This window comes from Streptomyces calidiresistens, from assembly GCF_014141525.1.
Classification (GTDB): domain Bacteria; phylum Actinomycetota; class Actinomycetes; order Streptomycetales; family Streptomycetaceae; genus Streptomyces; species Streptomyces calidiresistens.
This window is the reverse complement of sequence record NZ_VKHS01000064.1, coordinates 1-12,912: the sequence shown is the minus strand read 5'-3', so window position 1 is coordinate 12,912 and position 12,912 is coordinate 1. Positions and strand designations below refer to the sequence as shown.

The 12,912-nt window shown below is 73.4% G+C and carries 13 protein-coding genes; 7 read left to right on the top strand and 6 right to left on the bottom strand.

Features of this window, described 5'->3' with window-relative positions; translation table 11 throughout:
- From FOE67_RS05190 to recX, 5 genes are all read left to right on the top strand, one after another.
- Positions 1 to 908 (top strand): AzlC family ABC transporter permease (locus FOE67_RS05190; RefSeq protein WP_438874185.1); only part of this gene is annotated, 908 nt, incomplete at its 5' end.
- A complete protein-coding gene (locus tag FOE67_RS05185; RefSeq protein WP_182660896.1) occupies positions 905 to 1,225 on the top strand; it encodes an AzlD domain-containing protein in 321 nt (106 codons plus the stop codon). The genes FOE67_RS05190 and FOE67_RS05185, both read left to right, overlap by 4 nt.
- Positions 1,226 to 1,253: 28 nt before the next feature.
- Positions 1,254 to 1,448 carry a DUF3046 domain-containing protein gene (locus tag FOE67_RS05180; protein ID WP_182660894.1) on the top strand — a complete coding sequence of 65 codons (195 nt, stop codon included), beginning with the start codon at positions 1,254 to 1,256 and terminating at the stop codon, positions 1,446 to 1,448.
- A gap of 406 nt (positions 1,449 to 1,854) precedes the next feature.
- Positions 1,855 to 2,985 (top strand): recombinase RecA, encoded by a 1,131-nt coding sequence (gene recA / locus FOE67_RS05175; RefSeq protein WP_182660892.1) that lies wholly within the window; start codon positions 1,855 to 1,857, stop codon positions 2,983 to 2,985.
- Positions 2,986 to 2,988: 3 nt separating this feature from the next.
- The gene (gene recX / locus FOE67_RS05170; RefSeq protein ID WP_182660890.1) at positions 2,989 to 3,540 is read left to right on the top strand and encodes a recombination regulator RecX; all 552 of its coding nucleotides are present in this window, start codon (positions 2,989 to 2,991) and stop codon (positions 3,538 to 3,540) included.
- 15 nt (positions 3,541 to 3,555) lie between these two features.
- On the opposite strand, the gene FOE67_RS05165 is transcribed toward recX, so the two are convergent.
- The 5 genes from FOE67_RS05165 to FOE67_RS05145 all read right to left on the bottom strand — a co-directional run bounded on the left by FOE67_RS05165 (position 3,556) and on the right by FOE67_RS05145 (position 9,024).
- On the bottom strand, positions 3,556 to 5,115 hold the full coding sequence (locus FOE67_RS05165) for an FAD-dependent monooxygenase (RefSeq protein ID WP_182660888.1): 1,560 nt from the start codon (positions 5,113 to 5,115) through the stop codon (positions 3,556 to 3,558).
- Between the two features lie 36 nt (positions 5,116 to 5,151).
- A complete protein-coding gene (locus FOE67_RS05160) occupies positions 5,152 to 6,141 on the bottom strand; it encodes an amino acid ABC transporter permease (RefSeq protein WP_182660886.1) in 990 nt (329 codons plus the stop codon).
- Positions 6,138 to 6,809 (bottom strand): amino acid ABC transporter permease, encoded by a 672-nt coding sequence (locus tag FOE67_RS05155; RefSeq protein WP_182660884.1) that lies wholly within the window; start codon positions 6,807 to 6,809, stop codon positions 6,138 to 6,140. The genes FOE67_RS05160 and FOE67_RS05155 overlap by 4 nt, the downstream gene beginning before the upstream one ends.
- Positions 6,810 to 7,050: 241 nt before the next feature.
- Entirely contained in the window at positions 7,051 to 7,932 is an 882-nt protein-coding gene (locus FOE67_RS05150; RefSeq protein ID WP_182660881.1) for a glutamate ABC transporter substrate-binding protein, read from the bottom strand.
- Between the two features lie 321 nt (positions 7,933 to 8,253).
- Positions 8,254 to 9,024 (bottom strand): amino acid ABC transporter ATP-binding protein, encoded by a 771-nt coding sequence (locus tag FOE67_RS05145; RefSeq protein WP_438874186.1) that lies wholly within the window; start codon positions 9,022 to 9,024, stop codon positions 8,254 to 8,256.
- Positions 9,025 to 9,629: 605 nt separating this feature from the next.
- Here FOE67_RS05145 and FOE67_RS05140 point away from each other — a divergent pair.
- Positions 9,630 to 10,334: a response regulator transcription factor gene (locus FOE67_RS05140; RefSeq protein ID WP_182660877.1), complete on the top strand. Its 705-nt coding sequence runs from the start codon at positions 9,630 to 9,632 to the stop codon at positions 10,332 to 10,334.
- 44 nt (positions 10,335 to 10,378) lie between these two features.
- Positions 10,379 to 11,881, top strand: coding sequence for a sensor histidine kinase (locus FOE67_RS05135; protein WP_182660875.1), 1,503 nt, complete (start codon positions 10,379 to 10,381; stop codon positions 11,879 to 11,881).
- On the opposite strand, the gene FOE67_RS05130 is transcribed toward FOE67_RS05135, so the two are convergent.
- Positions 11,860 to 12,867, bottom strand: coding sequence for a TAXI family TRAP transporter solute-binding subunit (locus tag FOE67_RS05130; RefSeq protein ID WP_323384264.1), 1,008 nt, complete (start codon positions 12,865 to 12,867; stop codon positions 11,860 to 11,862). The genes FOE67_RS05135 and FOE67_RS05130 overlap by 22 nt on opposite strands.
- Positions 12,868 to 12,912 lie beyond the last annotated feature (45 nt).

The following is a 12,912-nucleotide window of genomic DNA, read 5'->3' as shown; positions in this document are numbered from 1 at the left end:
GCCCACCCGAGCGGACCGCACGGGGAACCGAGGGGGCGGCCGACGCGGTCGCCGCCCCCGACGGCCCCGGCTCCGCCGACCCCACCGGCCGGGCCCCGGCGCGGCCCGAGGACCGCGCCGCCGTCCGGGACGGCCTGGGCGTCGGGGTGGCGGTGGGGCTCTCCGGCTTCGCCTTCGGGATCACCGCGGCCACCGCGGGCCTGACCGTCCTGCAGAGCTGCGCGCTGAGCCTGCTGGTCTTCACCGGAGCCTCCCAGTTCGCGCTGGTGGGAGCGCTGGCGGCCGGTGGCAACCCGTTCACGGCCGCCGCGGGCGCCTTCTTCCTGGGGGTGCGCAACGGCTTCTACGGCCTGCGCCTGGCCACGGTGCTCGCCGTGCCGGGCCGCTGGCGGCCCGTGGTCGCCCACGCGGTGATCGACGAGACCACGGCGGTCTCCCTGGCCCGCCCCGACCGCCGGTCGGCGCGGGTGGGCTTCGCCGTCACCGCCGTCTCGCTCTACGCCCTGTGGAACCTCACCACCCTGCTCGGTGCCCTGGGCGCCTCCCGGATCGCCGATCCGGCGGTGTGGGGGCTGGACGCCGCGGGTCCCGCCGTCTTCCTCGCCCTCCTCGCGCCGATGCTGCGCTCCGGTCGGGAGCGGGCGACGGCCGGGCTGGCCGTCGTGATCGCCCTCGTGGCGCTGCCGATCCTGCCCGCCGGTGTGCCGGTGCTGACCGCCGCGCTCGCCGCGCCGCTGGTACTGGTGGCGACCCGGGGCCGTGGCGCGACGCCGGTGGGGACCGTTCGGGAGGGGACCGGGGTGTCCGGTGGCACGGCCGGTCCCGGGGCGCCCGGGCGTGCCCCGGAGGCGGGCTCCGACGCCGGCCCGGACCGCGGCGGGGAGGCCCGGCGGGGTGGTGCCGGGTGAGCGGGACGGCCGTGTGGATCGCGATTCTGTTGACCGCCGCCGGGTGCTACCTGGTCAAACTGACGGGGCTCTCGGTGCCCCCGGCGGTGTTGGAACGGCCCGTGGCACGCCGCTTGGCGGCGCTGGTTCCGGTGGCCCTGCTGGCCGCGCTGATCGCGGTGCAGACGGCGGACGGCGGTGAGGGGTCCCTCGTCCTCGACGCGCGGGCCGCCGGACTGGGCGCGGCCGTGGTGGCCCTGGTGCTGCGGGCACCGTTCCTGCTGGTGGTGGCCGTCGCGGTGGCGGTCACCGCCGGGGTCAGGGCGCTCGGCGGGTGAGGACCGCACCGGACGGGATACTGGACGGATGCGGCTGACGGATTTCTGGGAGCGGATGCGGGCGCACTTCGGTGCCGGTTACGCGGACTCCTTCGCACGGGACCACGTGATGTCGGAGCTGGGTGGGAGGACCGTGCACGAGGCGCTGGCCGAGGGCCGGGACGCCAAGGAGGTGTGGCGGGTGGTCTGCGCGGTGATGGACGTCCCCGCCGAGCGGCGCTGACCTCCCGCCGGGCGCCGTGGACGGGGTGATCGTCCGCGGCCCCGCCGACACGCCGCGCCGGACACGTTGCCGCGGGTTTCTGCGGGTTTCTGCGGGTTTCCGGGCGTTTCCGCGGGTTTCCGGGCGTTTCCGGGTGGGGTGTTCCCCTCCCGCCGGAGCCGGGCGCCCACCTGCCCCGACAGGGCTCACCCGAAGGGGTGAGGAAGTGTCCGGCTTCTCGTCGAAACGCCGCTCCCACCTGCTGTTTTACCGGTTTTCCACAGGTCAGGGGGGATCCTTGACATGAAAATCGAACATCCATTCTCATGGACGGTGTCGGGCCCGGCGGGGGGTCCGGCGGCGATTGTCAGTGGCAGCCGCTAGCGTCGGCGACGTGAAGCGAACGAATCAGAAACCGGTGACACCCATGGCTGGTACGGACCGCGAGAAGGCGTTGGACGCCGCACTCGCGCAGATTGAGCGACAGTTCGGCAAGGGCGCCGTCATGCGCATGGGCGAGCGCACCGAGGAGCCCATCGAGATCATCCCGACCGGCTCGACCGCCCTCGACGTCGCCCTCGGGGTGGGCGGCCTCCCGCGCGGGCGGGTCGTCGAGGTCTACGGCCCGGAGAGCAGCGGCAAGACCACGCTGACCCTGCACGCGGTGGCGAACGCCCAGCGCGCCGGGGGCACCGTGGCCTTCATCGACGCGGAGCACGCCCTGGACCCGGAGTACGCCAAGCGGCTCGGCGTGGACGTGGAGCAGCTCATCCTCTCCCAGCCGGACAACGGCGAGCAGGCGCTGGAGATCACCGACATGCTGGTGCGCTCCGGCGCACTGGACCTGATCGTCATCGACTCGGTCGCCGCCCTCGTGCCGCGCGCCGAGATCGAGGGCGAGATGGGCGATTCCCACGTCGGTCTCCAGGCCCGGCTCATGAGCCAGGCGCTGCGCAAGATCACCGGTGCGCTCAGCCAGTCCCGCACCACGGCGATCTTCATCAACCAGCTCCGCGAGAAGGTCGGCGTGATGTTCGGCAGCCCGGAGACCACCACCGGTGGTCGGGCGCTGAAGTTCTACGCCTCCGTGCGGCTGGACATCCGGCGCATCGAGACCCTCAAGGACGGCACCGACGCGGTGGGCAACCGCACCCGGGTCAAGGTCGTCAAGAACAAGGTCGCCCCGCCCTTCAAGCAGGCAGAGTTCGACATCCTCTACGGCATCGGCATCAGCCGTGAGGGCGGACTCATCGACATGGGGGTGGAGCACGGCTTCATCCGCAAGTCCGGCGCCTGGTACACCTACGAGGGCGACCAGCTCGGTCAGGGCAAGGAGAACGCCCGCAACTTCCTGCGGGACAACCCCGACCTCGCCAACGAGATCGAGCGGAAGATCAAGGAGAAGCTCGGCATCGGTCCGAAGACCGAGCAGCCGGCCGAGGCCCCCGCGGAGGACGCGGCGAGCCCCGCCGCCCCCGCCGAGGAGACCAAGGCCGCCGCACCGGCGAAGACCCCTCGCGCCGGGGCCGCGAAGGCTCCCGCCGCGGCGAAGGCCTGACCCGTGGGCACCTCCCCGGAGCCGGGGCGTCGGGAGGCGGACGCCCCGGCCGATCCGGTGGAGCGGGCCCGTGCGATCTGCCTGCGCATGCTGACCGGCACCCCCCGCACCCGGGGGCAGCTGGAGGAGGCGTTGCGCCGCCGGGACATCCCGGAGGACGCGGCGGCCACCGTCCTGGACCGTTTCGAGGAGGTCGGTCTCATCGATGACGCGGCCTTCGCGGCGGCCTGGGTGGACTCCCGCCACCACGGGCGGGGGCTCGCCGGGCGTGCCCTCGCCCGCGAGCTGCGGCAGCGGGGGGTCGCGGCCCCCGTGGTCGCCGAGGCGGTCGCCGGTCTCGACCCGGAGCGCGAGGAGGAGACCGCCCGGGCCCTGGTGGAGCGCAAGCTCCGGGCCACCCGGGGCCTGGAGCGCGATCGCCGGCTGCGCCGGCTGGCGGGAATGCTGGCCCGCAAGGGGTATCCGGAGGGCCTGGCGCTGCGGGTGGTGCGCGAGGCCCTGGAGCGGGAGGGCGAGGAGATCGGGGAATGGGAGCTCCCGCCCTCCCCGGGGTGAACCCCGGGCGGGCCCTCATCCCACCGGCAGGTCCGTGAGGTCCCCGACGCACCGCTCCAGCGCCCGGCGGTCCGCCCCCGGGAGGGCCGCCGCCAGCCGTCCGTCCGGCCGCACCACCAGCAGGGTGTGCGCGGGGGCACCGGGGTAGGCGTCGGTGACCAGGAGCTCCGCCGGCAGCGGCAGGGCCGCCACCGCTCCCGCCAGGTCCGGCATCAGGCCCGCGGACAACCAGTGCCGCGCGTCCCACACCCGGGCTCCCGGGGCCGTCAGCACCAGCAGCAGCGGTCCCCCCAACCGGTCCACGAGCCGGCCCCGTTCGCCGTCCAGGGCCGTCACCGCCACGTCCGTCACCGGGTTCCCGAGCAGCGGTCCACCCTCCGCCGTCCGATCCCGCTGCCCGGGGATCGCGTAGCGGCCGGGCTCGCCCAGCGCCCCGCGCCCGAGATGGGCGTCGGCCGGCAGGGTCAGCCGCCCCCGGCCGGTCAGGCGCCCGCCCCGACCACCCCGACCGCGTATGACCGGCAGCGCCTGGTCCACCGCGCGCAAGCGCGCGCCCACCGCACCGCGCCGCTCCTCGGCGTAACTCTCCAACAACCCCTCGGCGCCCCCCGGCCGCCGGTCCGCCGCCAGCTTCCACGCCAGGTTGTCCACGTCCCGCAGCCCCTCGGCGACCTGCTGCGTCCCCAGCGCACCCACCAGGTGCGCGGCGTCCCCCGCGAGCAGCACCCGACCCGAGCGCCACCAGCGCGCCAACCGCTGGTGACAGGCGTACACGCCGGTGTCCAGCAACTCGTGCGGCGGCAGTTCGCCGTCGTTCAACCCCACCAGGGTCCGTTCCACCCGCTCCAGCAGGGCGTCGGGGGTCACCGGGTTCTCCTCGGGGGGCAGCGGCCAGTCCAGCCGCACCGTCCCCCCGGCCAGCGGACGCACCAGTACCTCCGGCGGTTCGGCGCGCGCCCCACCGGTGCGCCGGGGCGCGGGCAGCGCCCGGTGCAGGGCGGCCTCACCGGTGTCCGGTACGCCGCCCCGCAACGCGGCCACCGCGTACCGCTCGACGGCGGTGCGCCCGGGGAAGGCCACGCCCAACAGCTTGCGCACGGTGGAGCGGGCGCCGTCACACCCCACCAGGTGGCTGCCCCGTCGGCTCGGCGAATCCCCCGCCGGGGTCTCCTTCAGGTGCGCGGTGACACCCGACTCGTGCTGCTCCAGGTCCACCAGACGGGCGGGGGAGAGGAGTTCCACCAGACCGGTCCGCCCCACCGCCCGCCACAGCGCCTCCTCCAGCGCGTGCTGCGGCAGGTGGATGGGGGAGCGCTCCTCGGTGAAGACGGCCTCCTCCACCACCTTGCCGCGCACGGTGGTCCGCCACCCGGTCCAGGTCGTCGTCTCCTCCACCAGGCCCGGCAGGCGGGCCCAGTGTGCGACGTCGGGGGGCAGCACACAGGTGCGGGCGGCCCGTCGCACCACCCCCTCGTCGCTCCCGTCGAGGACGACGGAGGGGACCCCGTGGCGGGAGAGGGCGAGCGCCAGCGCGAGCCCGACGGGGCCCGCGCCGGCGATGATCACGGGCAGCACAGGAGTATGCAACCCACCTGCCCGGCACCCGTCAAGTCAGGGGCGGTCCCCCGACTCCCCCGACAGCGCGGGGCCGCTCGGGTCGATCGGGCCCGCCGTGCCGGAGGTCCGGATGTCCGGAGCCTGCTTGGGCGGGGTCTCCAGCTCCAACAGTTCGCCCGGATCGGTGGCCACCACGGCCCCGCTTCCGCGCTTGCCGCGCCGGATGCGACCCTCCAGCCAGCTCGCGAAACTGGTGAGCAGGAAGTTCAACACGATGTAGATCAACGCCACCACGGTCATGCTGGCGATGATGTTGGCACCGTAGTTGGCACTGATCAGCGTGGTCTGGCGGAGCAGGTCGTTGAGACCGAGCATCGCGCCGCCCAGGGCGGTGTCCTTCACGATGACCACGAGCTGGCTGACGAGCGCCGGCAGCATCGCGGTGACCGCCTGCGGGAGCAGTACGAACCGCATGGTCTGGTTCTTGCGCATCCCGATCGCCCGCGCCGCGTCCGACTGCCCACGGGGCAGGGAGAGGATGCCGGCCCGCACCACCTCGGCCAGGACCGAGGCGTTGTAGAGCACCAGACCGGTGACCACCGCGTACAGCGGCCTGTTCTCCCGGGCGACATCGGTGAACATGGCGTACGCCTCGTTGGCGAACAGCATGAGGATCAGGACCGGGATCGCCCGGAAGAACTCCACGATCGCACCGGCGGGCCTCCGTATCCACCCGTGGTCCGAGAGCCGGGCGACACCGAGGATCGCGCCCAGCGGCAGGGCGATGACGATGGCGAAGAAGGCCGCCGTGAGCGTGGTCATCAGGCCGGGCAGCAGATACGTCGTCCAGACCCGGGAGTCGGTGACGAAGGGGCTCCACTTGGCCGCCGTCAGGTGACCGGCGTCGTCGAGGAGCATCACCACCCAGCCGATCAGGACGACCAGGAGGGCGCCGAAGACGATCGCCATCACGGCGTTGCGCACCCGGGCGCGGGGTCCCGGGGCGTCGTAGAGGACCGAGGGGGAGTTGGAAGAGGCACTCATCGCTTCACCGCCACACGCTTGCTCACCCAACCGAGGAACAGCCCGGTGGGGAGGGTCAGGAGAATGAAACCGAACGCGAAGATCCCCGCGATGAGGAAGAGTTGGGCCTCGTTCTCGATCATTTCCTTCATCAGCAACGCGGCCTCGGCCACACCGATGGCGGCTGCCACGGTGGTGTTCTTGGTCAACGCGATCAGCACGTTGGCCAGCGGCGCCACCACCGAGCGGAACGCCTGGGGCAGCACCACCAGGGTCAGCACCTGGTCGAAACGCAGGCCCAGGGCGCGGGCGGCCTCCGCCTGGCCCAGCGGCACCGTATTGATGCCCGACCGCAGCGCCTCGCAGACGAAGGTGGCGGTATAGGCGATGAAGCCGAGGATCGCCAGCCGGAAGTAGATCTCCGGCGGGCGGTCGCCACCGAGGCTGAACCTCAGGGCCATGTACAGCCCCTGGGCGCAGGCGATGATGACCAGGGTCAGCGGGATGTTGCGGAACAGGTGAACGTAGACGGTGCCGAAGGCGCGCATGACGGGTACCGGGCTGACCCGCATGGCGGCCAGCACGGTGCCCCAGATCAGGGAGCCGATGGCCGACCAGAAGGTCAGCTGCACCGTCGTCCAGAAGGCGCCGAGCAGGTCGTACCGCTCGAAGTCAAGGAATTCGAACACGGACTCTCGCAGTCTCGTCGGGCCGCAGCGGCCCGGGGGGCCGGAGTGGACGGGGCCGGACAGAACGACAGGAACGGGAAGCAGGGGGGTGTCGGACGGACACGACCACGGGGCCGGGCCGGGCGCGGCCGGGAGGACGCCGTCCGTCCGTCATCGTGATGTGCCGCGCCGCCGCCGGAGGTTTCCGTCGGCGGCGCGGCACGGGGAACCGGCGGGGAGGAGCCGGTCCCGGGTACGGGCGTCAGTCGGTCTCGGTGATCTCCGGGGCGGCCTCCGCCTCGTAGCCGGCCGGGCCCAGGTTGGCCTCGACGAACTCGGCCCAGGAGCCGTCGTCGACCATCTTCTCGATGGCCGCGTTGACCTGGTCGCGCAGCTCGGTGTCGTCCTTGGCCAGGCCGACGCCGTAGTACTCGTCGCTCAGGTTGAGGCCGGCGAGCTTGAACTTGCCCTCGTGCTCGGGCTGGGCGGCGTAGCCGGCGAGGATGGCGTCGTCCGTGGTGAGCGCGTCGACGGTGCCGTTCTCCAGGCCGGCCAGGCACTCGGAGTAGGTGCCGAACTCGTGCAGGGCCGCGTCGGGGGCGACCTCGTCCTTGACCCGCTGGGCGGAGGTGGAGCCGGTCACCGAGCAGAGGGTGAGGTCGTTGATGTCGTCCTCGCCGGCCACCTCGTCGTCAACCCGGATCAGCAGGTCCTGGTGGGCGACGAAATACGGCCCGGCGAAGCTGATCGACTCCTTGCGGGCGTCGGTGATCGAGTAGGTGGCGACGACCAGGTCGACGTCACCGCGCATGATCAGGTTCTCCCGCTCGGGGGAGGGGGCCTCCAGCCACTCGATGTCGGCGGCCTCCACGCCCAGCTCGTTGGCGATGTAGGTGGCGACGTCCACGTCGAGACCCTTGTACTCGCCGTCCGGGGTCAGCAGGCCGAGGCCGGGCTGGTCGAACTTGATGCCGATGGTGAGGCCCTCGCCGCCCGAACCGGCGTCGCCGCCGTCGGAACCACCGTTGTCGGAGGCCGCACCGCCGTTGTCGTTGTTGCCGGAGTCCTCGGTGCCACAGGCGGTGGCGGTGAGGGAAAGGGCGAGAACGGTGGCGGCGAGGGCGGTTGCCTTGCGGATTCTCATGATCGGTAACTCCCCAGGGGGTCGAGGGACACGGTGCCCGGGACGGGCGGGGGCCGTGCCGCGGTGGAACGGGCTCGCGGCTGCGGGTCGGACCGGAGCGGGGTCGGGACGCCCGGCGGAGTCGGGCGCCCCGGGTGGAGCGGGGCATTGGAGCGGGGCCCCGGCGCCGGGGTGACCGGCGTCCGGGACCCCGGGTCCGTTTCCCGCCGGTGGTGACCGGCGGTGGCGGGTGGGGACGGGGGTCTCGGGCCGTGCGCGGTGCCGGCGAGCGGTGCGGCACCGGTGGTCGAACGGCGGGGGTCGGATCCGGTGATCCGGTGATCAGTGGTGGAGGATCTTCGACAGGAAGTCCTTGGCGCGGTCGCTGCGCGGGTTGTCGAAGAACTGGTGGGGCTCGGCCTCCTCGACGATCCGCCCGTCGGCCATGAAGACCACGCGGTTGGCGGCCGAGCGGGCGAAGCCCATCTCGTGGGTGACGACGACCATGGTCATGCCCTCGCGGGCGAGCTGCTGCATGACCTCCAGGACCTCGTTGATCATCTCGGGGTCCAGGGCGGAGGTGGGCTCGTCGAAGAGCATCACCTTGGGGTCCATGGCCAGCGCGCGGGCGATGGCCACGCGCTGCTGCTGGCCACCGGAGAGCTGGGCGGGGTACTTGTCGGCCTGGTTGCCCACCCCGACGCGGTCGAGCAGGGCTCGGGCCTTGCTCTCGGCCTCCTCCCGCTTGCGGCGCCGGACCTTCACCTGGCCCAGCATGACGTTCTCCAGGACCGTCTTGTGGGCGAAGAGGTTGAAGGACTGGAAGACCATGCCCACGTCCGCCCGCAGGCGGGCGAGCTCACGGCCCTCGGCGGGCAGCGGCTTGCCGTCGATGGTGATGGTCCCGGAGTCGATGGTCTCCAGCCGGTTGATGGACCGGCACAGGGTGGACTTGCCGGAGCCGGAGGGGCCGATCACCACGACCACCTCCCCGGTGCGGATGGAGAGATTGATGTCCTGGAGCACGTGCAGCGCACCGAAGTGCTTGTTGACATCCGTCAGGACGACCAGGTCCTGCGCCGTGGGCCCGGCACCCCCCGGCCCCTTGGCCATCGAAACGTCGCTCATCGATTCCTTCGCTCCGTCCTCGTCGATTGCAGGGACCCTAGGGCGGCCCCCGGACCCCCGTCACCAGATCTGAGGGAGAATTGAGGAAGGGCGTGTGAACGGGATCGGAAGGCGGGGAGGCGTGCCGGTGGCGTGCGCCGGTTCCCACCGGGGGTACCGCCCCTCCCGGTTTCCCGGACGCCCTTCCGGGTCTCCGTTCCGGCGCGGCCCGTCGCTCCCGGTCACCCCTCGGCGCCCTTCTCCTCCCCGGCGCTCCTTCGTTTTCCTCCGGCGGTCGCCGCCGGCGGCGTGCTTCGCCCGGCCCGGCACGCCCCGGGCCCCGCGCCGGTTCCGGTGTGTCGGAAGGGGGCGAAGGGCCCACCCGCGGTACCGGCTCCATAACGAAAACCCGTGCGAAGGCACTCCACCCGCTCTCCATGACGCACCATCGGTGGGTGCCGGGAGGCACGGGGACGCCGCCGTCCCACGCCCCCGGTTCCTCCCGGTCCGCCCCGGACCGGTGCCGCTCCCCCCGCGACGCCACCTCCGGGAAGCCGGGGCGTTCGACCCGCCCGTGCCGGAGGCGGGCGAAGAGGACGGAAGGAGGCCGGATGCGCCTGTTGCTCGTCGAGGACGACAACCATGTCGCCGCGGCACTCGTCGCAGTGCTCGGTCGCCACGGCTTCGCGGTGCGGCACGCCCGCTCCGGCGAGGAGGCCATCGAGCGCCTCCGGGCGGAGACCTTCGACGCCGTCCTGCTCGACCTCGGTCTGCCGGACGCCGACGGGTTCGAGGTCTGCGGCCGGATCCGTCGTCTGACCTCGGTGCCGGTCATCATGGTCACCGCACGCGGTGACGTGCGCTCCCGCATCCACGGCCTCAACCTGGGGGCCGACGACTACGTGGTCAAGCCGTACGACATGGGCGAACTGCTGGCCCGCATCCACGCCGTCAGCCGGCGCCGCGCCGGTGAGGGCCCGACCGGGACCGGGGGCGGGGGCCCCGACGCCGAGGAGGTCCTGCACGTCGGACCGGTCACGGTGGAGCCCGCCACCCGAACCGTCTCCGTGGAGGGCGCCCCCGTCCCCCTGACCCGCAAGGAGTTCGACCTGCTGGCTCTCCTGGCCCGCCGCCCCGGTGTCGTCTTCCGCCGTGAGCAGATCATCAGCGAGGTGTGGCACACCAGCTGGGAGGGCACCTCCCGCACCCTGGAGGTGCACGTGGCCTCGTTGCGCTCCAAGCTGCGCCGCCCCGAACTGGTGGAAACGGTGCGCGGCGTCGGCTACCGCCTCGTGGTCCCCGTGGCCGGCCGCTGAGCCGCCCGGACACCGCCCCACGGAACCGGCCGTCACCTCCCGCCGTGCGATCCCGTCTCCTCGCCCTGCTCATCACGCTGCTCGCCGGCGTGCTGCTGGCCCTCGGCATCCCCCTCGCCGCCGGTCAGGCCGCCGCCGAACAGCAGCGGGTGGTCGTGGACCGGATCGACGACACCGTCCGTTTCGCCTCCCTGGCCCAGTACGCCGTGGGTTCCGGCGAGGACGACCCGGGAGTGGACCCCCTGGCCCAGCTCCAGGACGAACTGGAGCGCTACCACGACCTGTACGGCATCCGGGCCGGGGTGCTCAACCGCGACGGCACCCCGCTCGCCGCCGCGCCCGCCGGCTGGGCCCTTCCCGGTGGCGACCGGGCCCGTTCCGCGTTCGCCGAGGCGCTGGCGGGCCGACGCAGTCAGGGGCCCCCGCAGGTGTGGCCCTGGGACACCGGCACCCGACTATTGGTGGCCTCGCCGGTCGTTCGGGACGGTGACGTCATCGCCGTGGTGGTCACCGACTCGCCCACCGGGGCCCTGCGCGCCCGCATCCTGCGCGGCTGGCTGCCGATCGCCGCCGCCGAGGCCGCCGCCATGCTGCTGGCGGTGGCCGCCGCGATCCGGCTGACCGGTTGGGTGCTGCGCCCGGTGCGGGTGCTGGACCGGGCCGCCCACCAGATCGCCACCGGTCGGATGAACGCCAGGGTGGCGGAGGCGGGGGGACCGCCCGAGCTGCGCCGGCTGGCCCGCTCCTTCAACGAGATGGCCGACCACGTGGAACAGGTCCTCGAACAGCAGCGCGCGTTCGTGGCCGACGCCTCCCACCAGTTGCGCAATCCGCTGGCCGCCCTGCTGCTGCGCATCGAACTGCTCGGCCTGGCGCTGCCGCCCGGCAGCGAGGAATTCGCCTCGGTGCAGGCGGAGGGCAAGCGGCTGGCACGGGTGCTCGACGACCTGCTGGACCTGGCGCTGGCCGAGCACTCGGAGGCCGACCTGCGGCTGACCGACGTGGCCGCGCTGGTCGGGGAACGGGTGGACGCCTGGCGTCCACTGGCCGAGCGCCGGGGCCTGACCCTGGAGCGCCCCGGCCCCGGGGCGCTCACCGCCCTCGCCGATCCGGTCGCCCTCTCCAGCGCCCTGGACGCGCTGATCGACAACGCGCTGAAGTTCACCCCGCCCGGCGGCACGGTGACGATCCGCACCTCCGCCGCCGGCGGCCGGGTGCGGATCGAGGTCCTCGACACCGGGCCGGGACTGCAGGACGACGAACTGGAGCGCATCGGCGACCGGTTCTGGCGCAGCGGACGGCACCAGAACGTCTCCGGCTCCGGCCTCGGCCTGTCCATCGTGCGGGCCCTGCTCGCCGCGGGGCACGGCACCATCGACTTCACCCACCACCGACCGCACGGGCTGCGGGTCGTGGTCTCCCTGCCCCGCACCCGCGAGGACATCGCCGACGGTGGCCCCGGCGCGGGGTATCCGGACGCGGGGTACCCGGTGGACGCGGGCGGCCCGGGGGCCTCCCGCCCCGATCAGAGCTTGGCCGACCGGTAGTACCGCCGGGCCCCCTCGTGCAGTTCCAGCGGTCGGGTGTAGATCGCGGTCCGCAGATCCACCCGTTGTGCCGCGTGCACGGCCGCGCCGATGCGGTCCCGGCCGTTGATCACGGCGCGGGTCACCCACTCGGTCAGGGTCGCATCGGTCGTCTCGCGGGTGACCAGGAGGTTCGCCACGGCCACCGTGTCCACCGCCTGCTCCACCGCGATGGCCGGGTAGGCGTCCGGGGGCATCACCGCCGCCCGGTAGTAGGCGGTGTGCGGGCCCCCGGCGTGCAACCGGGGGAGGAGTTCGCCCAGCGGCACCAGCCGGATGGGCAGTCGCTCGGAGAGGCCGGTCACCGCCGAGGTGGGCAGGCCGCCGGACCAGAAGAAGGCGTCCAGCCGGTCGGTCTCCATCATCCGGGGCATCGTGTGGATGCCCTCCCGCACGGCCGTGACGTCGGTCTCCATGTCCAGACCCGCCGCCGCCAGCAGTTCGCGGGTGACCAACTGCACGCCCGACCCGTCCTGCCCCACCCCCACCCGCAGGCCGGCCAGGTCGGAGCACGTGCGCACCGGGGACCCCGCGGGCACCACCAGCTGCATGTAGTCGTCGTACAGCCGGACACAGGCGCGCAGCTCCACCGCTCCCCCCTGTCCTTCTTGTCGTCCCCTCCCCGGTTCCCCCGCCAGGTGGGCGGCGATGGAGTCCGCGGTGGCGATGACGAAGTCGGCCGAGCCGGCGACCAGCCGTTCGATGTTCTGCACCGACCCCTCGCTGGGGCGCAGCACCACCTCCAGGCCGGGCGCCTCCCGCCCCAGTTGCTCGCTCAGCAGCTGGCCGTAGCGGGCGTACACCCCGCTGGGCACGCCCGTGCCGACGACGATCCGTCCGACCGGGAGGTCGTCGGCCCCGGCCCCGGCCGCCCACCACGCCATCGGCACGACCGCGGCCAGGGCGGCGGCACCGCGCACCAGCAGGCGTCGCCGGCCCGGGTCGATCGCCGGGCGGCGCGCGGCGGGGGAGCCGGTGCCGCCGCCCTGGCC

Excerpts from the sequence above, each read along its gene's own strand:
- FOE67_RS05180 (WP_182660894.1), top strand. The coding sequence starts at position 1,254 with ATGCGGCTGACGGATTTCTGGGAGCGGATGCGGGCGCACTTCGGTGCC.
- recA (WP_182660892.1), top strand. The coding sequence starts at position 1,855 with ATGGCTGGTACGGACCGCGAGAAGGCGTTGGACGCCGCACTCGCGCAG.
- FOE67_RS05160 (WP_182660886.1), bottom strand. The coding sequence starts at position 6,141 with ATGAGTGCCTCTTCCAACTCCCCCTCGGTCCTCTACGACGCCCCGGGA.
- FOE67_RS05150 (WP_182660881.1), bottom strand. The coding sequence starts at position 7,932 with ATGAGAATCCGCAAGGCAACCGCCCTCGCCGCCACCGTTCTCGCCCTT.
- FOE67_RS05145 (WP_438874186.1), bottom strand. The coding sequence starts at position 9,024 with ATGGCCAAGGGGCCGGGGGGTGCCGGGCCCACGGCGCAGGACCTGGTC.
- FOE67_RS05140 (WP_182660877.1), top strand. The coding sequence starts at position 9,630 with ATGCGCCTGTTGCTCGTCGAGGACGACAACCATGTCGCCGCGGCACTC.